Source organism: Streptomyces sp. NPDC002144 (genome assembly GCF_053593695.1).
The window spans coordinates 13,393-37,145 of record NZ_JBSFDB010000036.1 but is presented as its reverse complement, the minus strand read 5'-3'; the positions used below and the strand labels follow the sequence as shown (position 1 = coordinate 37,145).

Below are 23,753 nucleotides of genomic sequence, written 5' to 3'. Positions count from 1 at the left end.
TTCAGACGGGCTTGCGACGCTCGGCCAATGACGCCCTCCGTGCCGGAACCTTCGCCGCCCCTCGACGGGCCCGCGGGGAACGGGGACGCGCTCGGCTCCGTGAACGCGCTCCCGCCCGCGTTGTCCGACGCGCCCGTATCGCCCGTGGCGCGGAAGAATGGGTTCATGAGCCAGTCAGAAACCCAGGCACAGGTCCAGCACGCCCAGCCCTCCGTGGGCTCCATTGCCGCGCACCGCCCGCACGTGGCGGCCACGGTCTCCGACCTGGAACCCGACATCCCGGACATCGACGCCGATCTCGATGCCTACGAGGAGTCGCCGGTCGACGGGGTCCAACTGCCGCAGGGACGCTTCCTCGACCGGGAGCGCAGCTGGCTCGCGTTCAACGAGCGGGTCCTCGAACTCGCCGAGGACCCGAACACTCCCTTGTTGGAGCGGGCCAACTTCCTCGCGATCTTCGCCAGCAACCTGGACGAGTTCTTCATGGTCCGGGTGGCCGGTCTGAAACGCCGTATCGCCACCGGCGTCGCCACCCGCTCCGCCTCCGGCCTGCAGCCGCGCGAGGTCCTGGAGATGATCTGGTCCCGCTCCCGCGAGCTCATGGCCCGGCACGCCGCCTGCTACCACGAGGACGTCGCCCCCGCGCTCGCGGAAGAGGGCATCCACCTGGTCCGCTGGAGCGAGCTGACGGAGAAGGAGCAGGCCCGCCTGTTCACGCTCTTCCGGCACCAGATCTTCCCGGTCCTGACCCCGCTGGCGGTCGACCCGGCGCACCCCTTCCCGTACATCTCCGGCCTCTCCCTGAACCTGGCCGTGGTCGTGCGCAACCCGGTCACCGGTCACCGGCACTTCGCCCGTGTCAAGGTGCCCCCGCTGCTGTCCCGCTTCCTGGAGAGCTCCCCGGGCCGCTACGTCCCCATCGAGGACGTCATCGCCGCCCATCTGGAGGAGCTGTTCCCGGGCATGGAGGTGCTGGAGCACCACGCCTTCCGGCTCACCCGCAACGAGGACCTCGAGGTCGAGGAGGACGACGCGGAGAACCTGCTCCAGGCGCTGGAGAAGGAGCTCATGCGGCGCCGCTTCGGTCCGCCGGTGCGCCTGGAGGTCGAGGAGTCCATCGACCGCGAGGTGCTCGACCTGCTGGTGCGCGAGCTGAAGATCTCCGAGGCGGAGGTCTACCCGCTGCCCGGCCCCCTCGACCTCACCGGCCTCTTCCGCATCCACGGCCTGGACCGGCCGGAGCTGAAGTACAAGAAGTTCATAGCGGGCGTCCACCGTGACCTCGCCGAGGTCGAGTCGGCCTCCGCCGCCGACATCTTCGCCGCCCTGCGCACCCGGGACGTGCTGCTGCACCACCCCTACGACTCCTTCTCCACCTCCGTGCAGGCCTTCCTGCAGCAGGCGGCCGACGACCCGGACGTCCTCGCGATCAAGCAGACCCTGTACCGCACCTCCGGCGACTCCCCGATAGTCGACGCGCTCATCGACGCCGCCGAGGCCGGCAAGCAGGTGCTGGTGCTGGTGGAGATCAAGGCCCGCTTCGACGAGCACGCCAACATCAAGTGGGCGCGCAAGCTGGAGGAGGCGGGCTGCCACGTCGTCTACGGCCTCGTGGGCCTCAAGACGCACTGCAAGCTGTCCCTGGTGGTCCGCCAGGAAGGCGACACCCTACGGCGCTACAGCCACGTCGGCACGGGCAACTACCACCCGAAGACCGCCCGGCTGTACGAGGACCTCGGCCTGCTCACCGCCGACCCGCAGGTGGGCGCCGACCTCTCGGACCTCTTCAACCGCCTCTCCGGCTACTCCCGCCGGGAGACCTACCGCCGCCTGCTGGTGGCCCCCAAGTCCCTTCGCGACGGCCTGATCGCGCGGATCAACAAGGAGACCCAGCACCACCGTGCCGGGCGTCCCGCGTTCATCCGCATCAAGGTCAACTCGATGGTCGACGAGGCGGTCATCGACGCGCTCTACCGGGCGTCCCAGGCAGGCGTGCCGGTCGACATCTGGGTCCGCGGCATCTGTGCCGTGCGCCCGGGCGTCACGGGCCTGTCGGACAACATCCGGGTCCGCTCCATCCTCGGCCGCTTCCTCGAGCACTCCCGGGTCTTCGCCTTCGGCAACGGCGGCGAGCCCGAGGTGTGGATCGGCAGCGCCGACATGATGCACCGCAACCTCGACCGCCGTATCGAGGCCCTGGTCAGGGTCACCGACCCGGCCCACCGCGCAGCCCTGAACCGGCTGTTGGAGACCGGCATGTCCGACACCACGGCGTCCTGGCACCTCGGCCCGGACGGCGAATGGATCCGGCACGCCACCGACGCGGACGGCCAACCCCTGCGAAACGTCCAGGAGATGCTCATAGACGCCCGGAGGCGCCGGCGTGGCACAGCAACACCTTGACCCGACGGACCCCGCGGCCGGGCCCGCCCCCACAGGTGACGCCCTGGCGGGCTATCTGCGGGCCCAGGCCACGGAGTTCCTCCGCGCCCTGCGGCAGCACCGGGAGACCGGGACGGCTGCCACCTCGAACGGCACGGAGGAGTCCGTCGACGCGGCGCGCGCCCTGCGCCGCTCGGTCCGCCGCATCAGCGGCAGCCTGCACACCTTCCGCCCCCTGCTGGAGGCCGACTGGTCCGAGAACCTGCGCCCCGAACTGGCCTGGCTGTCCGGGACGTTGTCGATGGAGCACGCCTACGAGGCACGGCTGGAACGCCTGTTGCTGGCGCTGCACCGGCTGTCGGGGGCCGCGGTGTTCCCGGCCCAGGCGGTCGGGGTTCCCGCGGCCGGCGGCCGCGGCGACACGGGGGGCCAGGAGCGCGGCAGTCTCACGGTCGGCGCGGCGAAGGCGGGCGCCCTGCTCGAACGCCAGCTGACCCTCGCCCGGACCCGCGCCCACTCCACCGCGCTGCAGGCCCTGGGCTCCTCACGCTTCCACGCCGTCGCCGACAAGGTGGCCGTCCTGGCCAGCGAGGTCCCCCTCACCCCCGCCGCCCACGCCACGGAGCTCGGTCCGCTGGCCGCCGCGGCCGAGGAACGCCTCACCGACGCCATCGCCGCGCTCCCCCTGGTCACCGCGGGCCACCCGTACAACGCCGAGGCCCTCGTGCACGGCCTCTCCCCCGACCCCAGCCCGCACCCCCAGGACGCCCCCTGGCACCAGGTCCGTCTCCTGCTGCGTCTGCACCGCTACGCCCGCGAGACGCTGTGCGGCCCCGACGCTCCCATCGACGTCCGTCTCCTCACCGCCGGGCAGGCACTCGACCGGCACCGGGACGCCTCGGAGGCGGCCGCCGCGGCGGCCTCGGCGGCCCGGACCCCCCGTATCGCCCCGGCGACGGCGTACGCGCTCGGGGTGCTCCACGCGGACCAGCGGCACGAGGTGGAAGCGGCCCGGTTCGCGTTCCAGCAGTGTTGGCAGAAGCAGGTGGTGAGTACGTGACCGCGAGCCCCGACAGCAACGACACCCTCATCCAGGCGGCCGGCTGCGTCCTGTGGCGCCGCTCCCCGGTCGACGGCGAGTTGGAGATCTGCCTCGTCCACCGGCCGAAGTACGACGACTGGTCCCACCCCAAGGGCAAGTTGAAGCGCGGCGAGGACCCGCTCACGGGCGCGCTGCGCGAGGTCGAGGAGGAGACCGGGTACACCGCCGACCCCGGCGGTGAGCTGCCCAGCATCCGCTACATGGCCAACGGCCGTCCCAAGCAGGTGCGTTACTGGGCGGCCGAGGCGACCGAGGGCCGCTTCGTCCCGAACGACGAGGTGGACCGCATCCTGTGGCTCTCCCCCGCGGCGGCCCGCAGCCGGCTCACCCAGTACCGCGACCGCACCCTGATCGACGAACTCCTGCCGCTCTGAACCCCGTTGGGGTCAGTCCCGCACGATCGCCACATGCCCCTCGGCGTCCGTGCGGGCCTGGCTGCGGGCTCTTCGCGCCGGACCGCGCCAGCCGCAACTGCACCGGGCAAAACAGAAACGGCCCTGTTCGACCGTTGTCGTGCGATGTTCCTCCTGGGCCACTCCGACAACGTTACCCACCTCGGGTGCCGCGGCAATCAGCGGCCTTGGGCAGCGGTGCCGGTGTGCGCGTGACGGCCCCACCCGTCCGTCGTTAAGCGGAACGACAGGGGGCATGTGACTCACGCACCGGCTGGGGTGGGCGGCGATGGCGAAGCGGCAGCGCAGGGCGGGCGGGGCACTCGCCGCGGGCATCGCGGTCTGTCTCGGGGCCGTCGGCTGCTCCGGCCCCCGCGCCGGCACCGAGGACTCGCGCGCCGCCGACGCCGTCCCGCTGCTGCACCGGGCCGCCGACACCCTGGTGGCCGCGGGCACCTCCAGGGCCACGACCTCGATGGAGATGGCCGCGGGCGGCACCCGTGTCACCATCCGCGGCCAGGGCGTGTACGACTTCCGGGGCCGGCTCGGCCGGCTGACGGTCCACCTGCCGCAGGACCCGACGGGCGCCGACGAGCACCGTCCGATCACCGAACTCCTCGCGCCGGGCGCCCTGTTCATGAAGAACCGCGGCGCGGGGGTGCCCGCCGACAAATGGGTCCGCGTCGAGACGGCCACCCTGTCCGACGGCAACCTGGTGACCGGCGGCGCGACCGACCCGTTCGCCGCCGCCGAGTTGCTGCGCGGCGCCCGCACAGCGACCTACCTCGGCAGGACCGAGCTCGCGGGGACCGAGGTACGGCACTACCGCGGCACCGCCGATCTCGCGCTCGCCGCGCAGGGGGCCACCGGGGACGCGCGGGAGTCCCTCGCCGCGGCGGCGAAAGGGTTCGCCAGCGCCGCCGTGCCGTTCGACGTCTACCTCGACGACCAGGGCCGCATCCGCAAGATCCGGCACCGCTTCAGCTTCGCCGGATCACGGCACGACAGGCCCGTCGCGGTCGCCTCGACGACGCTGCTGTACGACTTCGGGGCCCCCGCCGCCGTACGCCTGCCGGCGTCGAAGGACATCTACGCCGGGAAGATCGAGGAGTAGCGGTGTCCTCCGCACGTCCGCTCCGCGGCCGCCCCGTGTCCTCCCCGCGAAGGAGGGCGGGCGGCGAGAACTAGCCCTTACGTGCCATGCGCTGTGTGTAGGCCGCTCCCTACTCTAGGAAGTCGGTGACGGCAGAGATGAGGTGATGCACGTGGCTCCGGTCGGCGGTACGGCAGTTCAGGACCACGTGGCCCTCGCCGAGATCGAGCTGTGCGGGGAGCTGATCATCGCGGCCTCGGCCGCGGGCGGGGACCGGCTCAGCCTGGAGAGCATCGATCAGGTCCTGAAGGTGGCCGAGGAACGCGAGGACGTCTCCGGCGCCCCGCGCTCAGGTGCGCAGTAGCCGGGCGATGGCCTTGGTGGCCTCGTCGACCTTGGCGTCGATCTCGTCCCCGCCCCTGAGGGCCGCGTCGGCGACGCAGTGGCGCAGATGCTCCTCCAGCAGCTGCAGCGCGAAGGACTGCAGGGCCTTGGTGGACGCGGAAACCTGGGTGAGTATGTCGATGCAGTAGACGTCCTCGTCGACCATCCGCTGCAGACCGCGGATCTGGCCCTCGATCCGGCGCAGCCGCTTGAGGTGCTCGTCCTTCTGCTTGTGGTACCCGTGTGTGGCGTTCTGTGCGGTTTTGTCTTCCCCGCTGACGGAGGGCGCCGTCGCGCCGGCCTCGGTGGTCGTCATCGCGTCCTCCCGTAAGACGTGCGGACATATACCCCAGGTGGGTATATGGTACCGAACTTTGCTGGGTATAGGGCCCTTGGTACGCCCCCGTGCGGATCACTCTGCCCGATGGGCGACACTGGTGGGCGGCCCATTAGCCGTGGCCGGATGTTGCACCTAGCATCAGCCTGACCGAAACCGATGCACCCCGAGGACCCCTTGTGCGCTTTCGTCTGACCCCCAGGGAGACGAGCTTCTACGACATGTTCGCCGCATCCGCGGACAACATCGTCACGGGCTCGAAGCTCCTGATGGAACTGCTCGGGGCGGACGCCTCCGCCCGGGCCGAGATCGCAGAGCGTATGCGGGCCGCGGAACACGCAGGTGACGACGCCACTCACGCGATCTTCCACCAATTGAACTCCTCGTTCATCACGCCCTTCGACCGCGAGGACATCTACTCCCTCGCATCGTCCCTCGACGACATCATGGACTTCATGGAGGAGGCCGTCGACCTGGTCGTCCTCTACAACGTCGAGGAACTGCCGAAGGGGGTCGAGCAGCAGATCGAGGTGCTGGCACGGGCGGCCGAACTCACGGCCGAGGCCATGCCCAACCTGCGCACGATGGACAACCTCACCGAGTACTGGATCGAGGTCAACCGCCTGGAGAACCAGGCCGACCAGATCCACCGGAAGCTGCTGGCGCACCTCTTCAACGGCAAGTACGACGCGATAGAGGTGCTGAAGCTCAAGCAGATCGTGGACGTCCTGGAGGAAGCGGCGGACGCGTTCGAGCACGTGGCGAACACGGTGGAGACCATCGCCGTCAAGGAGTCCTGAGGCGTCGATGGACACCTTCGCCCTGGTCGTGACCATCGCGGTCGCGCTCTTCTTCACGTACACCAACGGCTTCCACGACTCCGCGAACGCGATCGCCACCTCCGTCTCGACCCGGGCACTGACGCCCCGGGCGGCCCTCGCCATGGCCGCCGTGATGAACCTCGCGGGCGCCTTCCTCGGCTCGGGGGTCGCCAAGACCGTCAGCGAGGGCCTGATCGCCACGCCGTCGGGCTCCCAGGGGATGGCCATCCTCTTCTCGGCCCTGGTCGGCGCGATCGTCTGGAACCTGATCACCTGGTACTACGGCCTGCCGTCCTCCTCCTCCCACGCGCTGTTCGGCGGCCTGGTGGGCGCCGCGATCGCGGGCGGTACGACGGTCCACTGGTCCGGGGTCCTGGACAAGGTCGTCATCCCGATGTTCCTGTCCCCGGTCGTCGGCCTGGTCGTCGGCTACCTGGTGATGCTGGCGATCCTGTGGATCTTCCGCAGGACCAACCCGCACAAGACCAAGCGCGGCTTCCGCATAGCGCAGACCGTGTCGGCCGCCGGCATGGCCCTCGGCCACGGCCTCCAGGACGCCCAGAAGACGATGGGCGTCGTCGTCATGGCCCTGGTGATCTCCGGTCACGAGACCTACGGCGACCCGATCCCGGTCTGGGTGAAGCTGGTCTGCGCCGTCATGCTCTCCCTGGGCACCTACGCGGGCGGCTGGCGCATCATGCGCACCCTCGGCCGCAAGATCATCGAACTCGACCCGCCGCAGGGCTTCGCCGCGGAGACCACCGGCGCCGCGATCATGTTCTCCACCGCGTACCTCTTCAAGGCCCCGGTCTCCACGACCCACGTCATCACCTCGGCCATCATGGGCGTCGGCGCGACGAAGCGCGTGAACGCGGTCCGCTGGGGCGTCGCCAAGAACATCGTCCTGGGCTGGTTCATCACGATGCCGGCCGCGGCGGCGGTGGCGGCAGGCTCCTACGGCGTGGTAAACCTGGCGTTCCTCTAGCGCCTGCCGCACCCCGCCCTACGCGATACACCGAAGCCCAAGCGCGCCCCCCGGCTCCCGGCGACACAGGCCAAGCCAAAGACCCCGCCTTCAAGCCACCGCGGAACCCCGCGCCGACCGCCACGGCGCAACCCGGGTTCCGGTCACCACGGCCTCGGCCCCTGCGGCCGTCCTGACCCCGGCCGCCACGACCGCCGCCCCACCACCACGGCCCCACCGCGGTGTGCCGCCTGGCGCCCGCAGTCGCGAAACCCCGTGCCGGCCGCCCTGCCGGAACCCGGGTTCCAGTCACCGCGGCCTCGGCCCCTGCGGCCGACTTGACCCCGGTCGCCGCGACCGCAGCCCTGGCCCCACCTCGGTGGCCCCGCATAGCGCCCGCCGCCGCGAAACCCCGTGCCAGTCGCCATGGCGGAACGCGGGTTCCAGTCGCCGCGGCGGACCCGGATTCCGTTCGCCGCCGCCCCGGCCCCCGCCCCCGTCCTGCCCCCCGGTCGCCTCGGCGGCGTCGCCGCGTGCTCCGTGTGAACGACGGGCCCGCCCCCGGGAGCCAGGGGCGGGCCCTTCATCGACCTCGCGGTGGCACCGCCATGCAGCACCGCGAGGGGTCTTCGGGATCAGCCGAAGCGGCCGGAGATGTAGTCCTCCGTCGCCTGGACCGACGGGTTGGAGAAGATCCGCTCCGTGTCGTCGATCTCGATCAGCTTGCCGGGCTGCCCGACCGCCGCGAGGTTGAAGAACGCCGTACGGTCCGAGACACGCGCCGCCTGCTGCATGTTGTGCGTCACGATGACGATCGTGAAGCGCTCCTTCAGCTCACCGATCAGATCCTCGATGGCGAGGGTGGAGATCGGGTCGAGGGCGGAGCAGGGCTCGTCCATCAGCAGCACCTTCGGCTCGACCGCGATCGCGCGGGCGATGCACAGACGCTGCTGCTGACCACCGGACAGGCCCGAACCCGGCTTGTTCAGACGGTCCTTGACCTCGTTCCAGAGGTTCGCGCCCTTGAGCGACTTCTCGACGACGTCACCGAGCTCGCTCTTCTTGACGTTGCCGTTCAGCCGCAGCCCCGCCGCCACGTTGTCGAAGATCGACATGGTGGGGAAGGGGTTCGGCCGCTGGAACACCATGCCGACCTCGCGCCGCACGGACACCGGGTCCACCCCGGGGCCGTAGAGGTCCTCGTCGTCCAGCAGCACCTTGCCCTCGACCCGGCCGCCCGAGGTGACCTCGTGCATCCGGTTCAGCGTGCGCAGGAACGTCGACTTGCCGCAGCCGGACGGGCCGATGAAGGCCGTCACCGTACGCGGCTCGACGGTCATCGAGATGTCCTCGATCGCCTTGTGGGAGCCGTAGTAGGCGGTCAGTCCGCTTACGTCGATTCGCTTGGCCATGATTACGTCACTTCCAGAAAGTCTTGATCGGTCGCCGATGGCCGCGTCAGCGACCGGTCTTCGGGGCCTTCCAGCGGGCAATGGCCCGGGCCACGAGGTTGAGGATCATCACGAAGGCGATCAGGGCGAGCGAGGCCGCCCAGGCCCGGTCGTAGGCGTAGTCGTTGCCCGCGGCGTACTGCTGGTAGATGTACAGCGGCAGCGACTGCTGCGGCCCCGAGAAGGGGTTGTTGTTGATGAACCGGTTTCCGAACACCAACAGCAGCACCGGGGCGGTCTCACCGGTGATACGGGCGACGGCCAGCATGACGCCGGTCGTGATGCCGCCGATGGAGGTCGGCAGGACCACCTTCAGGATGGTGCGCCACTTCGGGACACCCAGCGCCAGGGACGCCTCCCGCAGCTCGTTCGGGACGAGCTTGAGCATCTCCTCGGTGGAGCGCACGACCACCGGCATCATCAGGATGGCCAGGGCGAGCGAGCCGGCGAAGCCGAACGGCTCCATGTTGAAGATCAGCATCAGGGAGAGGATGAACAGACCGGCGACGATCGACGGGACACCCGTCATGACGTCGACGAAGAAGGTGACCGCCTGTGCGAGCCGGCCACGGCCGTACTCCACCAGGTAGATGGCGGTCAGCACGCCGATCGGCGCCGCGATGATGGTGGCGAGACCGACCTGCTCCAGGCTGCCGATGATGGCGTGGTAGATGCCACCGCCCGGCTGGGAGTCGGCGACGAGGCCCATCGAGTGGGTCAGGAAGTAGACGTCGAGGACCTTCACACCGCGTACGACGGTCACCCAGACCAGGGAGATCAGCGGCACGAGGGCGACGAGGAAGGCGACCCAGACCAGACCGGTCGCGATACGGTCCTTGGCCTGGCGGCGGCCCTCGACCGTGGCGGCGATGACGTAGGTGGCGATCAGGAAGAGCAGACCGGAGATCAGACCCCACTGCACCTTGGTGAGCCCGGCGCCCGCCCCGATGGCAACGGCGACGGCCACGGAACCGGCGGCGATCGCCCAGGGCGACCACCTCGGCAGACTGGCGCCGCGCAGGGTGCTGGGGCGCTTCTCGGCGATGGCGGCGTTGCTCATGCGTTGGCCCCCGAGTACTCCTTGCGGCGGGCGATGATCATGCGAGCCGCGCCGTTGACCAACAGGGTGATGACGAACAGGACCAGACCCGAGGCGATGAGGGCGTCACGGCCGAACTCGGTGGCCTCGCTGAACTTGCTGGCGATGTTCTGGGCGAAGGTGCCGCCGCCCGGGTTGAGCAGGCTGCCGTGGATCAGGAAGTCCGGGGAGAGGACGGTTGCGACGGCCATCGTCTCGCCGAGCGCGCGGCCGAGGCCGAGCATCGACGCGGAGATCACACCGGAGCGGCCGAACGGCAGGACGGCCATGCGGATGACCTCCCAGCGCGTGGCGCCGAGGGCCAGGGCCGCCTCCTCGTGCATCTGCGGGACCTGGCGGAAGACCTCGCGGCTGACGTTGGTGATGATCGGCAGGATCATGACCGCGAGCAGGATGCCCACGGTCAGCAGGGAGCGCGGGGCGCCCTGGTCCCAGGAGAAGATCCCGGTCCAGCCGAAGAAGTCGTTGAGCCAGCCGAAGAGACCGTTCATGTGCGGTACGAGGATCAGCGCGCCCCACAGGCCGTAGACGATGGACGGCACCGCGGCGAGCAGGTCGACGACGTACGCGATGGGACCGGCCAGCCGGCGCGGGGCGTAGTGCGTGAGGAACAGCGCGATGGCCACCGCGACCGGGACCGCGAGGACCATGGCGATGATCGAGGAGATCACCGTGCCGTACGCCAGGACGGCGATGCCGAAGCTGGGCGGCGTGATGTTGGTGTTCCACTCGAAGGTGGTCAGGAAGTTGCCGTGGTTCTTGCTGAGCGCGAGGGAGGCTCGGTACGTGAGGAAGACCGCGATCGCGGCCATGATCACCAACAGCAGGATGCCCGACCCACGGGACAGACCGAGGAAGATCCGGTCTCCGGGTCGGGTGGCACCGCGGGCGTTGCGCTTCTGCTCGGCCGGCGTGGGCTGGGGCGTGGGTGGGGGTGCGTCAGTTATCTGTGTCGTGTCCATCGGGTTCTCCGGTCTGCGGAGCCGCACACGAGGTACGGCTCTGCGAAGCCGTACGTGACGTACGGCTCATGGCGGCGGTGCACCGGACGGTGCGGGCCGGTCCCGGGATCAGGGGCCGGGACCGGCCCGCACACTCAGATCAGCTCAGGCCAGCGACGGTGGTGCGGACCTTGGCGATGATGTCGGCCGGGATGGGCGCGTACTTCAGGCCGGAGAGCACGCCCTGGCCTTCCTCGGAGGCGATGTACCCCAGGAACGCCTTGGTGGCCGGGAGGGTGTCAGCCTTGTTGCCCTTGTCGCACACGATCTCGTACGTAACCAGCGTAATCGGGTACGCGCCGTCTGCCTTGGTGTTGTAGTTCAGCTTCAGCGAGAGGTCCTGGCCGGTGCCGATGACCTTGGCGTCGGCGATGGCCTTGGAGGCGGAGTCGCTGCTCGGGGCGACCGGCGCGCTGGCACCCGTGTTGATGCTGACGGCGTTGACGCCCTCGGCCACGTAGGACAGCTCGAAGTAACCGATGGAACCGTTGGTCTGCTTGACCTGGGCGGCGACACCGGAGGACTGCGCGGCGGCCTGGCCACCCTTGGCCTGCCAGGCCTTGCCACCGGAGTACGTCCAGTCGCTCGGGGCGGCGGCCTTCAGGTACTTGGTGAAGTTGTCCGTGGTGCCGGACTCGTCCGAGCGGTGGAACGCCTGGATCTTGAGGTCGGGCAGCTTGGCGGACGGGTTCAGCTTCTTGATCGCCGGGTCGTTCCACTTGGTGATCTTGCTGTCGAAGATCTTCGCAAGGGTCGGGGCGTCGAGGACCAGGTTCGAGACACCGGAGAGGTTGTAGCCGACCGCGATCGGGCCGCCGACCATCGGGAGGTCGATGCCCTGGCCGCCGGTGCAGACCTTCTTGGAGGCGGTGACCTCTTCGGGCTTCAGCGCCGAGTCGGAACCGGCGAAGGCGATCTGACCCTGCGTGAAGGAGGTGACGCCCGCGCCGGAGCCGCCGCCCTTGTAGTTGATCTGGACGCCACAGGCCTTGGAGAAGTTGGCCACCCAGGCGTCGATCGCGTTCTTCTGCGCGGACGAGCCGTCGGCAAGCAGCTGCCCCTTGGCGTTGTCGCACTTGATGGAACCGGCCTGGGTCGAGGCCGAAGCGCTGCTGCCGCCGCCGCTGTTGTTGCTGGTGTCGTCCGAGCCGCACGCCGTGAGGACCAGGGCGCCGGAGGCGGCGAGAGCACCGAGAGCGAGGGCCCGCCGGTTCATGCGCTGAAGCTTCACTTGAAAGAGATCCTTCCAGGAGCCGCCGTCCTGAATCGGCGGCGTGCGGAGTTGCGAAGTTTCGGTTGATGCGGACGCGTCTGTAGCGATGCGGCCGCATCTCGTAAGGCTGAAATTAGGCAGATCAGGTGAAGGCGCCGATGGGCTCAAATGAACGGGAGGTGAACCCCTGCAGACTTTGTGGTTAGGTCACGGAATGCTCACGGGGAGGGCACGTGTAGGTTCCGGCCTCACGGTGACACAGGAGTGACAGTTCTCCTGGAACCCACGAGATCGGCGCGCCGTCTCGTACCCCGGGAATACTTCGGGAGGCACAGCATGGAACGGCGTACGTTCATCGGCGGCGCGGCCGCGATCGCGGCGGTCGCCACGACCGCCTGCAAGGGCGGATCCGCCGACGCGGACACCAGCTCCTCGTCCTCCTCCGGTACGTCCATCCGGTCGACCTCGGCCCAGGCCGCCGCGGCGAACTGGACCGGCCTCGCCCGCGACCTGGACGGCACCCTGATCCGCCCGGGCGACGCCAAGTGGGCCACGGCCCACCAGCTGTACAACACCCGCTTCGACGGTCTGAAGCCGGCCGCGGTCGCCTACGTCGCCCACGCCGACGACATCCGTACGACCCTGGCGTACGCCCGCGCCCACGGAATCCAGGTCGCCATCCGCAACGGCGGCCACTCCTACGCCGGCTGGTCCTCGGGGAACGGCAAGCTGATCCTCGATGTCTCCGAGCTGAACCGAATACGGGTCGGCGGTGGCCAGGCCGTCGTAGGCGCCGGCTCCAAACTGATCGACGTCTACCGCGCCCTGACGGCGAAGGGCGTGACGATACCCGCGGGTTCCTGCCCCACGGTCGGCGTCTCCGGTCTGGTGCTCGGCGGCGGTCACGGCGTGGTCTCCCGGGCCTACGGTCTGACCTGCGACAGCCTCACCGAGGCGACCCTGATCACGGCGGACGGCAAGCAGCTCACCGCCAACGCGACGACCAACAAGGACCTCTTCTGGGCCCTGCGCGGCGCGGGCAACGGCAACTTCGGCGTCGTGACGGAACTGCACTTCAAGACCCACCCGGCGCCGCAGGCCGTGTCGGCGTACGTCACCTGGCCGTGGGCGAAGGCGGCGGCCGTGGTGAAGGCATGGCAGGAGTGGGGCCCCGGCCAGCCCGACGAGATCTGGTCCTCCTGCCATCTGGAGAACGGCGGCTCGCCGTCCGTGTCCGTCGCCGCGTTCTCGCTCGGCACCTACGGCGAACTCCAGAACGCGCTGGACCGCCTGGCCTCCAAGGTCGGCGCCCCCGCCCGCAGCGTCACGCTGAGGAAGCACACCTACGAGGGCGCGATGGAGGCGTACGCCGGCTGCTCCTCCTTCCCCACCGCCGCGCAGTGCCATCTGCCCGGCTCCACACCGGGCCGCAGCCCGCAGGGCGCGCTCGGCCGGGAGACCTACGCGGCCCGCTCGGACTTCTTCGACCGCTCGATCTCGACGGCCGGCATCCAGACGATGCTGGCGCACATCAAGTCCGTCCAGGGCGGCGCCGGCAGCATCGCCCTCACCGCACTCGGCGGCGCGGTCAACCGCGTCTCCCCCACCGCGACGGCCTTCGTCCACCGCCGCTCCCGGATGCTCGCCCAGTACATAGCGTCCTGGCGCGCGGGGACGACGGGCACGGCCGCCCAGTCCTGGCTGACGAAGACGCACGACGCGATGAAGCCGTACGCCTCCGGCGCGGCCTACCAGAACTACACCGACCCGACCCTGACGAACTGGCGCAAGGCCTACTACGGCGACGCGGCGGCGAGGCTGGCGACGGTGAAGAACCAGTACGACCCGAACCGCTTCTTCACCTACCCCCAGGCCCTGTAACCGGCTCCGGTACTGCGGCGGCTAGGCCGCGAGGTCCCGTTCCTCCGACTCGACGTCCTTGCGGGCGCCGGGGATCATCGTGCCCTCGCCGAGGGCCGAGCGTCCCCGGGCCCGGACGAACCAGGCGCCCCACGCGGAGGTCTCGACGGCCTTCAGCACCGGGGTCAGCAGGGCCATGGCGAGCGGGGACAGCAGCAGGGCGACGGCCGTGCCGAGCGCGAAGCCGCCCACCACGTCGGTCGGGTAGTGCACGCCCATGTAGACCCGGCAGAAGCCCTCGAGCAGCGCGAGCCCGATGCCGACGAGCCCGAACCTCCGGTTGGCGACGAAGAGTCCGACGCCCATGGCCATGGTGATGGTCGCGTGGTCGCTGACGAAGGAGTAGTCGGTCTTGCCCGACACGAGGACGTCCAGCCCCTGGTGGACGAGGAAGGGCCGGGGCCGCTCGACGAAACCCCGTATGGGCACGTTCACCAGCACGGCGATCGCGGCGGCGAGCGGCGTCCACACGAGCGCGGCCACGGAGGGGACGGCCTCCTCGCCGCCCTTCCTGCGCACCGACCACCAGCACCACACCACCAGCAGCACCATGGCCACCAGCAGCCCGTACTCCCCGACGAACTCCATGACCCGGTCGAACCAGTGCGGAGCGTCCTTGGCCAGGCCGTTGATGTCGTAGAGCAGGTCGACGTCGGGGTTCGACCCCGTGTCTGCGAGTCCAGCCATCGTGCTGCGGCCCCTTCGTCGTCTGCTTGCTACGAGAACAGGAACGCACGCTCCCGGTTAAGACGTTCCACACTCCACCGAATGATCACGCAGACGTTATCGAAGAGAGACTCATCGCCGCAGCTCAGGGGGTGGGTTCACACGCGGCTCACACCGTGGTGGGCAGTGCTTTCGCGCCATCTTCCGTGACCCGGGTCGCCCCGAAGTACTCGGAGGTGTCGATCGGATCGAACCGGATGACGGCCCCGGTCCGAGGCGCGTCGATCATGTATCCGCCGCCGACATAAATACCGACATGGTGAATGGCCCGGGAGTCCGTCGGATCGGTCGAGAAGAACACCAGGTCCCCGGGGAGCAGTTCGCCCCGCTGGGGGTGCGGACCCGCGTTGTACTGGTCGTTGGCCACGCGCGGCAGCGTGATGCCGACGCTCTCGTACGCGGCCTTCGTCAGCCCCGAGCAGTCAAAACGCCCGTTGTCGGCGGCAGTTCCGTTGCCGCCCCACAGATAGGGCGTGCCGAGCTTCTTCTGCGCGTAGTAGATGGCCCCGGCGGCCTGCTGGCTCGGGTCCACCCGCGACACGGGCGCGGCGAAGCTCTCCTCCAGCGTGGTGATCGTCTTGACGTAGTTCTGGGTCTCCTTGTACGGCGGGACACCCCCGAACTTGATCACCGCGTAGGCCCCGGCGTTGTACGAGGCGAGCATGTTTTCAGTCAGATTCCCGGGTACGTCCTTCACGTACGAGGCGAGTTGGCAGTCGTACGACGCGGCCGACGGGATCGCGTCCTGCGGATCCCAGACGTCCTTGACGCCGTCGCCGTTTCCGTCGATCCCGTGCGTGGCCCAGGTCCCCGGGATGAACTGAGCTATGCCCTCGGCCGCCGCGGCGCTCCGGGCCCGCGGGTTGAACCCGCTCTCCTGGTAGAGCTGGGCGGCGAGCAGGGCCGGGTTGAGGGCGGGGCAGAGATTCCCCCACTTCTGCACGATGGCGGAGTACGCGGCCGGCACGGCCCCCTTGGCCAGCGCCTTGGTGCCGCCCCCCACGCCGTTGACGAGGTTCCCGGCGACGACGTACACCCCGACGACGAGCAACATGACGAAGGCCATGGCGGAGCCGACAGCCACGGACGCAACGATCCATGCCTTACGCACCGTCACCCGCCCCTCGCCGCCCGGCAATCCGCCCAGGAGTCCGTCGAGGGGTCAGTCTAGAGGCGGTGACTGTGTTCCGGAATGATCACACTCGGCCATTGTCAGACGTCAGGCGCCTGCCACTCCCCGGATCACGGCTGACGCCTCACGGCTCACGGATCGGCGGCAGCGTCCTTGTACAACTCGGCGGCTTCGGCTCCCAGCACCACGCTGTAGGAGATGTCGTCCGTGTCCCCGCCCTCCTCGTGGCCGCCGAGCACGCCCACGACCTGCCCGTCGCCGTTCACCCAGGGACTCCCGCTGGTCCCCCCGCTCAGACTGGGACAGTCGATCCGCTGCTGGGTGCGGCTGTGCGCGGTCGGCCGGTTGGTGCAGCTGACCGGCACCTCCCCGGAGCTGGGATACCCGGTGATGGTGACCGCCGTGGCCCCGGTCGCCGTCCTCGTGGTGAACCTGTTCCCGCCGACGACGTCCTCGACGCCCTTTCCGTGCTGGTAGCCGATGATCCCGAACGCGACGTCGCTGTCCTCGTCCTGCTCCTTGCGCCACCCGTCCGGCAGGAACTTCCGGTGCACGGTCCACACCCCGTAGGGCGCCTTGCCGTCCCGGTACCCGGGGACGAAGACGAAGTCCTGGTCGCTGTCCAGACAGTGCGCCGCGGTGACGACGAGGTTGCGGTTCGGACTGTGCACGACGGAGGCGGTGCAGTGGTGCCCGCCTATGAGAGTGGATCTTCGGTCGGCCGGGAACAGCGGCCCGACCCGCACGGACTGCGAGGTCGCCGCGGCGGCCACGGTCACGCCGAGCGGTCCGGGCCCGTCGTCGGCGTTGGCGAGGGACGCGGAGGTGAGAGCCGGCACGGCCAGGACGACGGCCGCGCACAGGGGACTGGCGATACGCCTGCTGATCCGAGAGGTGCGCTTCATCGGCGCCCACTGTGTCCGACGAAGGTGAGAAAACCGTCTGCCGTTCACTGAGATATCTCCGTGAACATGGACCGCCTCCTTCGTCCACCACCTCTACGGCGTCCCATCCACCGTACTGTGCCCACTCCCCGCCCGCCTCCGCGTCACTCTGAGTCACTTGACCGGGCACTCGGCCCACAGCAGCTTTCCGCCCTTGGACGCGCCGAGCTCCCGCAGCACGGATACCCCGACGGCGTCCGCACAGGCCCGCACGATCTGCAGCCCCCGCCCGCGCTCGGCGTCCGCCGGGGGTGGGCCGTACGGTTCCCCGTCCCGGAACCCGGCCGGAACCCGCGGATCGCTGTCCCACACGGCCACCCGCAGCCGCCCGGACTCCATGGACCGCACCCGCAGGGCGTACGGCCCCTGGGTGTGCCGGTGGGCGTTGGCGAGCAGTTCACCGGCCAACAGCTCGGCGGTCGGCGTGCGTTCGACGAGCCCGTGGGCGGTGAGCAGCGCACGCAGGGTGGCCCGGGCGATCCCCGGCGCGCGTGGATCGTGCGGGAGTTGAAGGGTGTAGGCCCAGGACGGGGATACGGTGGCCATGGAAGTCTCCGGTCACTGTGGGGAGTTGGATACGTGCGATGAGTGGCCCAGTGGCTTGCCGTCCCGTCGGGCGGTGCGCTTCTGGGTAGGGCGCCACTTGTAAGGTGGCGGCCGTCCGGTTTATACATTCACCGATTCTCGAAAGCACATTCACTGCCACCCATGTGGGTGACGACAAGGAGGCGGCAAGCCCGTGCGGAACCCAACGGGTCGCCAACTGCGCTTCGGTACTGAACTGCGCAAACTGCGCGAACGCGCCGGCCTCACGGCCACCGAGGCCGGTCAACTCATGGGGATCAAGCAGGCGCAGATCAGCAACATGGAGGCTGGACGCGTAGGCGTGAGCGCCGAGCGGGTGCGGGCGCTGGCCTGCCATTACGACTGCTCCGACCAGGCCCTCGTCCAGGCACTCGGCGACATGACCACCGAGCGGGCACGCGGCTGGTGGGAGGAGTACCGCGGCCTCCTCCCCGCCGGCCTCCTGGACCTCGCCGAGCTGGAGCACCACGCCAGACGGCTGCGGACCGCCGTGACCGTGCACATCCCGGGCCTCTTCCAGACGACCGACTACGCGCGGGAGATCTTCCGCCAGGCCGTGCCGGACCTGCCCCCGCCGGACGTGGAGCACCGGGTGTCATTTCGGATCAAGCGGCAGGCCGTGCTCTACCGCGACCGCCCCACCCCTCAGCAGGTGATCATCCACGAGGCCGCCCTGCGTATGCGGTTCGGCGGCACTCAGGTCACCCGAGGCCAGCTGACGTACCTCCTCGATATGAGCGAGCGCGAACACGTCGCAATCCACGTGATCCCGTTCGCCGCGGGCACCTTCGCCGGCTCGGGACAGTCCGTCTACTACGCCGAGGGCCCCGTGCCACAGCTCGACACGGTGAACCTCGACCAGTCACACGGTCCGGTCTTCCTCGACGCGGAGGCCCAGTTGATCAAGTACCGTGTCACGCTCGACCGACTGGAAGCGGCGGCCCTCACCGTCGAGGAGTCGCGGAAGTTCATCCACACCATCCTCAAGGACCTGTGAGGGAGCCCCCGATGCCCAAGCCGCTCACCTGGCAGAAGTCGTCCTACTGCCCCGAGGGCAACTCCTGCGTCCACGTGGCCGCAACCCCCGCCGCCATCCACATAACCGAGTCCGGCGACCCCACCGCCTCCATACTCACCACCACCCCCGCCACCTTCGCCGCCCTCCTCAACTCCCTGAAGACAGGCGCCCCCACACCCCTTGAGATCACCGTCACCGACCACGGGACCGTCCACCTCCACGACCCCGCGACGCCCCACGTATCGGTCACCACGGACCGGACCCGGTGGAACGCCTTCGTACTCGGCGTGAGGGCAGGGGAGTTCGACCATTTCGCCCACGCCACCCCGTGATCTTTGCCCCTGCTTGACGCCTGCCATAACTCCCCTATAACCGGCCTCCCTAGTGTCATGGGGTTGGCATGTGCACAGAGTGAACTACGGGGGTGGGGTGACATGTCGGACCTCAAGAAGCAGGCCACGTCCATGCACAAGGCCGCGTCGGGACTGCGCGGCGTTGGGCAGCACACGGCGAAGCCGTTGCAGCAGTTCGACGCCCAGTCGCACGACCTGGACGCGCTCGGCGCACTCGGCTCCCTGCTCGGCGCGAAGAGCGAGATACAGCAGGGCATGACGACCCTGGTGAAGCTGACCAAGCAGTTGCAGGACGAGTGGGAGGCGGAGGCGAAGCTGATCGGTGAGGTCTCCGACGCCTTCGACCTGCTGGACGTACTGATCGCGGCCGAGGCCCAGGGCAAGAAGGGCTGACCCGGACGCCGTCATGGTCGACCTCAACCCACTGCACTACATCAACAAGTTCAACCACATGTTCGGCGACTCCGTGGCCAGCGGCCTGGAGTTCCTGGGCATCTCCGATCCCGCCGTGGACCCGGACGGCGTACGCGAGATCGCCAAGAAGTGGCGGCACCTGGCCACCGGCCTGGACGACGCGGCGCAGGCTGCCGGCAAGGCCCTCGCAGACGTCGAGTGGGAGGGCAAGGCCGCCAAGGCGTACAACAAGCGTGCCAAGGCCGCCCGCAAGCAGGCCACCGAGATGGCGCACTCCCTGCGCGAGGGCGCCAAGGCGCTGGACGACTTCGCGGACAAAGCCCATGAACTGCTCTCCGAGATCGGCGTGATGCTGGCGGAGATCGCCGAGTTCGAGATCGCGGGGCTTGCCCTGTCCGTCCTGACCGCCGGCGCCTCGGAGGTCGCCTCCACGCTCATGGCGGGCGAGCGCGCGCTGAAGGTCGTCGCTCTGGTCGGCCGGATCGAGGAGGAGGGCACCGCGCTGGGCTCCGTGGTCCGCGGGATCATGGAGGTCATCCGGGGTGTGGAGCGGGCGCTGAAGGCGCTCAAGGAGATCCGCGGGGTCGCCGAGGTCGCCAGGATGGCGAAGGGCGGCATGGAGTTCACCGCCTTCCAGACCCTGCTGGAGGACCCGGGCGCGTTCAAGGACCCGGACAAGCTGGCCGGGCTACTGACCGAGGGCGCCCTGATGGGCGTCGGCTTCGGCATGCTCGGCAAGGCCCTCGGCAAGGGACTCAAAGCCCTCGGACCCGCCGCCCTGGCCAAGCTCGCGAAGACCATGGGGCTGGACTGCGCGGCGTTCGAACGCCTCAAGCTCAACCCGGGCTTCGACCGTCTGCCCGCCTCCATCCGCAACATGGTCAAGACGTTCGTACGGGACCCGATCGACGTGGCCACCGGCGACATGGCCCTCACCCGCACGGACATCACCCTGCCGGGCGTGCTGCCGCTGATCCTGCAACGCACCCACATCTCCTCGTACCGCTGGGGCGGTTGGTTCGGCCCGTCCTGGGCCTCCACCCTCGATCAGCGCGTCCAGGCCGACGAGGAGGGCTTCGTCTACGCCACGGCCGACGGCGCCCGCCTCTGCTTCCCCGTGCCGGACCCGGAGACCAACACCCCCACCCGCCCGTCCACCCCCGGCTCCCGCCTGCTGCTGTCCTGGGACACCGAGGTCGACGGGGCCATTCGGATCACCGACCCCGACACCGGCCTGGCCCACGTCTTCCACAGCCCGGTCGCCGCGGCCGACGACACCTCCGTCGACCTCCCGCTGCAGCACATCGTCGACCGCAACAACAACCGCATCACCATCGAGTACACGCAGGGCGGCGACATACCCGGCGCGGTGGCGCACTCCGGCGGCTACCGCATCGCCCTCGACCACGACCCGGCCCGCTCCCGCGTCACCGGTCTGCGCCTGCTCGACCCAGCCCACCCCGACCGGCCCGGCACCACTCTGCTCACCTTCGCCTACGACGAGCGGGGTCACCTGACGGAGGAGTTCAACTCCTCGGGTCTGCCGATGCGGTACACCTACGACGCCGACGGCCGCATCACCTCCTGGACCGACCGCAACGACACCACGTACTGGTACCGCTACGACGACCGGGGCCGCGTCGTGGCCACCGGCGGCACCGGAAACGCCCTCGCCTCCACCCTCACCTACGACGACACCACCCGCACCACCCACGTGACCGACTCCCTCGGCCACACCCGCCACTACGAACACAACGAACACCTGCGCCTGATCCGCGACACCGACCCGCTCGGCAACAGCACCACGCGGGAGTGGGACGAGGAACTGCGACTCGTCGCGGTGACCGACCCACTCGGCAACACCACTCGGTATCGATACAGCGGCAGTGGCCAGGTCATGGCCGTGATCCGTCCTGACGGTGCGGAACTGACATCCGAGTACAACGGGCTCGGCCTGCCCACGGTGATCACGGGGCCCGATGGAGCCGTCTGGCGCCAGGAGTACAACGACAAGGGCGATCGCACAGCCGTCACCGACACCGCGGGAGCCACCACACGCTTCACCTACAACCCCTCAGGGCATCTGACGTCCGTCACCGACGCCCTGGGCAACACGACGCATGTCCGCTGCGATCGGGCCGGGCTCTTCACCGAGATCACGGATCCCCTCGGAGCGCGCACCTTCTACCTGCGCGACGCGTTCGGACGCCCGGTCAGGACCACCGATCCTCTCGGCAACGTGACCCTCCAGGAGTGGTCCGTCGAGGGCAGGATCGTCCGCCGTACCTCCGCGGGCACCAGCGAGTCCTGGACGTACGACGCGGAGGGCAACTGCGTCGCGCACACCGACGCGATGGAAGCCGTAACCCGCTTCGAATACGGCCACTTCGACCTGCCGGTGGCCCGCATCGGCCCGGACGGGACGCGGTACACCTATTCCCACGACTCCGAACTGCGCCTCACCGCTGTCACCAACCCACAGGGGCAGAGGTGGGGTTACGTCTTCGACCCGGCCGGCCGACTGGTCACGGAGAGGGACTTCGACGGCCGTACCATCACCTACACCCACGACCCGGCCGGCCGCCTCAGCAGCACCACCGATGCGAACGGTCGGACGACAAGTGTCCAACGGGACGCGTTGGGCCAGGTCGTCCGGAAGACCGCCCCCGACCAGGTCACCGACTTCCTCTACACACCCACGGGGCACCTCGCCGCCGCCACCACGGCAAGCTCGACACTCTCCCGGGAACACGACGCCGCCGGCCGTGTGCTCTCCGAGTCCGTCAACGGCCGTACGACGAGGTACACGTACGACCTGCTGGGCCGCCGCACAAGCCGTCTCACCCCGACGGGAGCCTTCAGTCAGTGGGACTACGACGCGGCGGGACGACGCACGGAACTGAGCACCTCCCACCACCGCATCGGCTTCACCTATGACGCGGCTGACCGCCTGCTGACCCGTCTCGTCGGAGAGACGATCACGCTCTCCAGCACCTTCGACGAACAGGGGCGCCTGACGTCCCAGGCCGTGCACGGCGCTCGGGGTGAGAGCATTCAGCACCGGGAGTACGGCTACCGCCCGGACGGCTACCTGGTCCGTACCGAAGACCGCAGTCACGGGACGCGCCACTTCGACCTCGACCTTGCGGGTCGGGTCACCACGGTCCGCGCCGAGGGCTGGACCGAGCGCTACGCATACGACGAGGTCGGCAACCAGACCGATGCGTCCTGGCCGTCCACCCATCCTGGCCACGAGGCGACAGGCACCCGCACCTACGACGGGACGCGCCTCACCCGCGCGGGCAATGTCCGTTACGAGCACGACGCGGCGGGCCGGATCACCGTGCGCCGGAAGACCCGCCTCTCCCGCAAGCCGGACACCTGGCACTACACCTGGGACTCGGAAGACCGTCTGACCTCGGTCATCACACCCGACGGGACGCAGTGGCGCTATCTCTACGACCCGTTCGGGCGCCGCACGGCCAAACAGCGTATGGCCGACGACGGCACCACCGTCGTCGAGCAGACGGAGTTCACCTGGGACGGAACCACCCTCTGCGAACAGACCACGACCGCGGACGAGTTGGTCCTTCCCATCACCCTCACCTGGGACCACCACGATCTGCACCCCATCGCGCAGACCGAACGCGTCGGTGTCGACGACGCGAGCCAGGACGAGATCGACTCCCGCTTCTTCGCCATCGTCACCGACCTAGTCGGCACCCCGACCGAACTGATCGACGAAACGGGCAGGGTGGCCTGGAGCGCGCGCAGCACACTCTGGGGCACGACGACCTGGGCGTCCGACAGCACGACCTACATCCCGCTACGGTTCCCGGGCCAGTACTTCGATCCCGAGACGGGCCTTCACTACAACCACCACCGGCACTACGACCCCGAAACCGCCCGCTATCTCACACCCGACCCCCTGGGGCTTGCCCCAGCCCCCAATCCGTCCTCCTATGTCCATAACCCGCACGTATGGACCGACCCTCTGGGGCTCGCCCCGCGCTGCGAAGAGACCATCCCCGGATTCCGCAAGCAGACGGACCACCCTCTGAGCCAACGGATCCACATCGGTGAGGACGGCAAGGTGACCATCACCGGCAAGGGAGCTCTTTACGTCAATCTGAGCGGCGACATCAGGCATACGGTCGAGTTCCGTGGTGAAGGCGGCCAGATCGTGGAGTTCCAGGTCTCCAGGGAGTACTTGGACAAGATCAGAAGGACAGCCATACCCCAGAAGCAGCCGGCTGGCATGGGATTCACCGACGACGAGTGGAGGCAGCTCAAGAAGATATGTCCCGAGATCTCGGACCCGACGAAGGGGGACGATCTGTACGGGATTCCCAGCAGTATGCTCCAGGAGTTCCGGGAAGAAGTTGCGAAGTATCCGGGCAGGGTAGTGCAGGAAAGGTGACG

The 23,753-nt window shown here is 69.2% G+C and carries 21 protein-coding genes; 12 read left to right on the top strand and 9 right to left on the bottom strand.

Annotation, left to right across the window (positions count from 1 at the left end; all coding sequences use genetic code 11):
* The first annotated feature begins 165 nt into the window (after positions 1–165).
* From ACWCQ1_RS38340 to ACWCQ1_RS38320, 5 genes are all read left to right on the top strand, one after another.
* Positions 166–2,403 (top strand): RNA degradosome polyphosphate kinase, encoded by a 2,238-nt coding sequence (locus ACWCQ1_RS38340; RefSeq protein WP_358592120.1) that lies wholly within the window; start codon positions 166–168, stop codon positions 2,401–2,403.
* Positions 2,384–3,442 (top strand): CHAD domain-containing protein, encoded by a 1,059-nt coding sequence (locus tag ACWCQ1_RS38335; RefSeq protein WP_451028446.1) that lies wholly within the window; start codon positions 2,384–2,386, stop codon positions 3,440–3,442. Before ACWCQ1_RS38340 ends, ACWCQ1_RS38335 begins: the two co-directional genes overlap by 20 nt.
* Positions 3,439–3,858: an NUDIX hydrolase gene (locus ACWCQ1_RS38330; RefSeq protein WP_133045762.1), complete on the top strand. Its 420-nt coding sequence runs from the start codon at positions 3,439–3,441 to the stop codon at positions 3,856–3,858. Before ACWCQ1_RS38335 ends, ACWCQ1_RS38330 begins: the two co-directional genes overlap by 4 nt.
* Positions 3,859–4,165: 307 nt before the next feature.
* Positions 4,166–4,990 carry a hypothetical protein gene (locus tag ACWCQ1_RS38325; protein WP_451028445.1) on the top strand — a complete coding sequence of 275 codons (825 nt, stop codon included), beginning with the start codon at positions 4,166–4,168 and terminating at the stop codon, positions 4,988–4,990.
* Between the two features lie 145 nt (positions 4,991–5,135).
* Positions 5,136–5,333: a hypothetical protein gene (locus ACWCQ1_RS38320; protein ID WP_133045764.1), complete on the top strand. Its 198-nt coding sequence runs from the start codon at positions 5,136–5,138 to the stop codon at positions 5,331–5,333.
* Here ACWCQ1_RS38320 and ACWCQ1_RS38315 read toward each other — a convergent pair.
* Entirely contained in the window at positions 5,319–5,669 is a 351-nt protein-coding gene (locus ACWCQ1_RS38315; RefSeq protein WP_358592114.1) for a metal-sensitive transcriptional regulator, read from the bottom strand. The genes ACWCQ1_RS38320 and ACWCQ1_RS38315 overlap by 15 nt on opposite strands.
* A 200-nt stretch (positions 5,670–5,869) precedes the next feature.
* Here ACWCQ1_RS38315 and ACWCQ1_RS38310 point away from each other — a divergent pair, with 200 nt between their 5' ends.
* Entirely contained in the window at positions 5,870–6,490 is a 621-nt protein-coding gene (locus ACWCQ1_RS38310; RefSeq protein ID WP_009326469.1) for a DUF47 domain-containing protein, read from the top strand.
* A gap of 7 nt (positions 6,491–6,497) precedes the next feature.
* The gene (locus tag ACWCQ1_RS38305) at positions 6,498–7,496 is read left to right on the top strand and encodes an anion permease (protein ID WP_451028444.1); all 999 of its coding nucleotides are present in this window, start codon (positions 6,498–6,500) and stop codon (positions 7,494–7,496) included.
* Between the two features lie 614 nt (positions 7,497–8,110).
* On the opposite strand, the gene pstB is transcribed toward ACWCQ1_RS38305, so the two are convergent.
* The 4 genes from pstB to pstS all read right to left on the bottom strand — a co-directional run bounded on the left by pstB (position 8,111) and on the right by pstS (position 12,257).
* A complete protein-coding gene (gene pstB, locus ACWCQ1_RS38300; protein ID WP_133045767.1) occupies positions 8,111–8,887 on the bottom strand; it encodes a phosphate ABC transporter ATP-binding protein PstB in 777 nt (258 codons plus the stop codon).
* 46 nt (positions 8,888–8,933) lie between these two features.
* Positions 8,934–9,986 (bottom strand): phosphate ABC transporter permease PstA, encoded by a 1,053-nt coding sequence (pstA, locus tag ACWCQ1_RS38295; RefSeq protein ID WP_358592110.1) that lies wholly within the window; start codon positions 9,984–9,986, stop codon positions 8,934–8,936.
* Positions 9,983–10,987, bottom strand: a complete 1,005-nt coding sequence (pstC, locus tag ACWCQ1_RS38290) for a phosphate ABC transporter permease subunit PstC (RefSeq protein WP_358592108.1) — start codon at positions 10,985–10,987, stop codon at positions 9,983–9,985. Before pstC ends, pstA begins: the two co-directional genes overlap by 4 nt.
* A gap of 139 nt (positions 10,988–11,126) precedes the next feature.
* On the bottom strand, positions 11,127–12,257 hold the full coding sequence (pstS, locus tag ACWCQ1_RS38285; protein ID WP_358592106.1) for a phosphate ABC transporter substrate-binding protein PstS: 1,131 nt from the start codon (positions 12,255–12,257) through the stop codon (positions 11,127–11,129).
* 318 nt (positions 12,258–12,575) lie between these two features.
* Here pstS and ACWCQ1_RS38280 point away from each other — a divergent pair, with 318 nt between their 5' ends.
* Positions 12,576–14,120: an FAD-binding oxidoreductase gene (locus ACWCQ1_RS38280; protein WP_133045771.1), complete on the top strand. Its 1,545-nt coding sequence runs from the start codon at positions 12,576–12,578 to the stop codon at positions 14,118–14,120.
* Positions 14,121–14,141: 21 nt separating this feature from the next.
* On the opposite strand, the gene ACWCQ1_RS38275 is transcribed toward ACWCQ1_RS38280, so the two are convergent.
* From ACWCQ1_RS38275 to ACWCQ1_RS38260, 4 genes are all read right to left on the bottom strand, one after another.
* Positions 14,142–14,846, bottom strand: coding sequence for a phosphatase PAP2 family protein (locus ACWCQ1_RS38275; protein WP_358592103.1), 705 nt, complete (start codon positions 14,844–14,846; stop codon positions 14,142–14,144).
* A 148-nt stretch (positions 14,847–14,994) separates the two neighbouring features.
* Positions 14,995–16,002 carry a bifunctional lytic transglycosylase/C40 family peptidase gene (locus ACWCQ1_RS38270; protein WP_133045773.1) on the bottom strand — a complete coding sequence of 336 codons (1,008 nt, stop codon included), beginning with the start codon at positions 16,000–16,002 and terminating at the stop codon, positions 14,995–14,997.
* 146 nt (positions 16,003–16,148) lie between these two features.
* Entirely contained in the window at positions 16,149–16,922 is a 774-nt protein-coding gene (locus ACWCQ1_RS38265; RefSeq protein ID WP_358592099.1) for a trypsin-like peptidase domain-containing protein, read from the bottom strand.
* A gap of 153 nt (positions 16,923–17,075) precedes the next feature.
* On the bottom strand, positions 17,076–17,507 hold the full coding sequence (locus tag ACWCQ1_RS38260; RefSeq protein WP_451028443.1) for an ATP-binding protein: 432 nt from the start codon (positions 17,505–17,507) through the stop codon (positions 17,076–17,078).
* Between the two features lie 193 nt (positions 17,508–17,700).
* Between ACWCQ1_RS38260 and ACWCQ1_RS38255 the strand changes: the two genes are divergently transcribed.
* The 4 genes from ACWCQ1_RS38255 (at position 17,701) to ACWCQ1_RS38240 (ending at position 23,751) form a co-directional block, all read left to right on the top strand.
* Positions 17,701–18,543, top strand: coding sequence for a helix-turn-helix domain-containing protein (locus tag ACWCQ1_RS38255; RefSeq protein ID WP_358592094.1), 843 nt, complete (start codon positions 17,701–17,703; stop codon positions 18,541–18,543).
* Positions 18,544–18,554: 11 nt separating this feature from the next.
* Positions 18,555–18,896 (top strand): DUF397 domain-containing protein, encoded by a 342-nt coding sequence (locus ACWCQ1_RS38250; RefSeq protein ID WP_358592092.1) that lies wholly within the window; start codon positions 18,555–18,557, stop codon positions 18,894–18,896.
* 102 nt (positions 18,897–18,998) lie between these two features.
* Entirely contained in the window at positions 18,999–19,310 is a 312-nt protein-coding gene (locus tag ACWCQ1_RS38245; protein ID WP_358592091.1) for a hypothetical protein, read from the top strand.
* Positions 19,311–19,323: 13 nt separating this feature from the next.
* Complete coding sequence (locus ACWCQ1_RS38240) at positions 19,324–23,751, top strand: DUF6531 domain-containing protein (RefSeq protein WP_451028442.1); 4,428 nt, start codon at positions 19,324–19,326, stop codon at positions 23,749–23,751.
* Positions 23,752–23,753 lie beyond the last annotated feature (2 nt).

Bases quoted from the DNA above. Each gene is read 5' to 3' on its own strand.
- ACWCQ1_RS38340 (WP_358592120.1), top strand. From the start codon at position 166: ATGAGCCAGTCAGAAACCCAGGCACAGGTCCAGCACGCCCAGCCCTCC.
- ACWCQ1_RS38325 (WP_451028445.1), top strand. From the start codon at position 4,166: ATGGCGAAGCGGCAGCGCAGGGCGGGCGGGGCACTCGCCGCGGGCATC.
- ACWCQ1_RS38320 (WP_133045764.1), top strand. From the start codon at position 5,136: ATGCACGTGGCTCCGGTCGGCGGTACGGCAGTTCAGGACCACGTGGCC.
- ACWCQ1_RS38315 (WP_358592114.1), bottom strand. From the start codon at position 5,669: ATGACGACCACCGAGGCCGGCGCGACGGCGCCCTCCGTCAGCGGGGAA.
- ACWCQ1_RS38305 (WP_451028444.1), top strand. From the start codon at position 6,498: ATGGACACCTTCGCCCTGGTCGTGACCATCGCGGTCGCGCTCTTCTTC.
- pstB (WP_133045767.1), bottom strand. From the start codon at position 8,887: ATGGCCAAGCGAATCGACGTAAGCGGACTGACCGCCTACTACGGCTCC.
- pstA (WP_358592110.1), bottom strand. From the start codon at position 9,986: ATGAGCAACGCCGCCATCGCCGAGAAGCGCCCCAGCACCCTGCGCGGC.
- pstC (WP_358592108.1), bottom strand. From the start codon at position 10,987: ATGGACACGACACAGATAACTGACGCACCCCCACCCACGCCCCAGCCC.
- ACWCQ1_RS38280 (WP_133045771.1), top strand. From the start codon at position 12,576: ATGGAACGGCGTACGTTCATCGGCGGCGCGGCCGCGATCGCGGCGGTC.
- ACWCQ1_RS38275 (WP_358592103.1), bottom strand. From the start codon at position 14,846: ATGGCTGGACTCGCAGACACGGGGTCGAACCCCGACGTCGACCTGCTC.
- ACWCQ1_RS38265 (WP_358592099.1), bottom strand. From the start codon at position 16,922: ATGAAGCGCACCTCTCGGATCAGCAGGCGTATCGCCAGTCCCCTGTGC.
- ACWCQ1_RS38260 (WP_451028443.1), bottom strand. From the start codon at position 17,507: ATGGCCACCGTATCCCCGTCCTGGGCCTACACCCTTCAACTCCCGCAC.
- ACWCQ1_RS38250 (WP_358592092.1), top strand. From the start codon at position 18,555: ATGCCCAAGCCGCTCACCTGGCAGAAGTCGTCCTACTGCCCCGAGGGC.
- ACWCQ1_RS38245 (WP_358592091.1), top strand. From the start codon at position 18,999: ATGTCGGACCTCAAGAAGCAGGCCACGTCCATGCACAAGGCCGCGTCG.
- ACWCQ1_RS38240 (WP_451028442.1), top strand. From the start codon at position 19,324: ATGGTCGACCTCAACCCACTGCACTACATCAACAAGTTCAACCACATG.